At 67.0% G+C, this 698-nt stretch carries 1 protein-coding gene; it reads left to right on the plus strand.

The genetic code is table 11. The features are described 5' to 3' along the window. The first annotated feature begins 355 nt into the window (after window positions 1-355). Window positions 356-577 (plus strand): hypothetical protein, encoded by a 222-nt coding sequence (locus QZH66_RS17660; RefSeq protein WP_305807126.1) that lies wholly within the window; start codon window positions 356-358, stop codon window positions 575-577. Window positions 578-698 lie beyond the last annotated feature (121 nt).

Raw genomic sequence — 698 nt, forward strand, 5'->3', positions numbered from 1 at the left:
TCGGTGGTCGCCATCGTCGCCATCGTCGCCGCCGTGGTGGCCGGCAACCAGGCCAGGATCGCCACCAGCGGGCTGATGATTTTTGCCGTGGTCGTGCTGCACAACGGCCTGGGCCTGCTGCTGGGCTACTGGCTGGGAAAGCTCACGGGCATGGAGGTATCCAAGCGCAAGGCGCTGTCCATCGAGGTTGGCATGCAGAACTCGGGCCTGGGCGTAGCGCTGGCCACGGCGCACTTCTCGCCGCTGGCCGCCGTGCCCAGCGCCATCTTCAGCGTCTGGCACAACCTCTCGGGCCCGCTGGTGGCCACGCTGTTCCAGCGCTTCAAGAACGAGGACGCGCCCGCTGCGGCNGGGCATGGAGGTATCCAAGCGCAAGGCGCTGTCCATCGAGGTTGGCATGCAGAACTCGGGCCTGGGCGTAGCGCTGGCCACGGCGCACTTCTCGCCGCTGGCCGCCGTGCCCAGCGCCATCTTCAGCGTCTGGCACAACCTCTCGGGCCCGCTGGTGGCCACGCTGTTCCAGCGCTTCAAGAACGAGGACGCGCCCGCTGCGGCACAGGCGCCCGCGCGCGGCTGACACCATCGCGGCGTTTTGCTGGGTGATGGCGTCCAACGGCGCCACGGCCGCATTTCCATATAGCTTTTTGCTCTCAAGCTTGCACGACAATGCCCGCCTCACCAATAAACACAGCACAGCC

The organism is Stenotrophomonas sp. YIM B06876, assembly GCF_030711595.1.
Taxonomy (GTDB): domain Bacteria; phylum Pseudomonadota; class Gammaproteobacteria; order Xanthomonadales; family Xanthomonadaceae; genus Stenotrophomonas.

Coding starts and splice junctions, on each gene's coding strand:
- QZH66_RS17660 (WP_305807126.1), top strand. CDS start 356: ATGGAGGTATCCAAGCGCAAGGCGCTGTCCATCGAGGTTGGCATGCAG.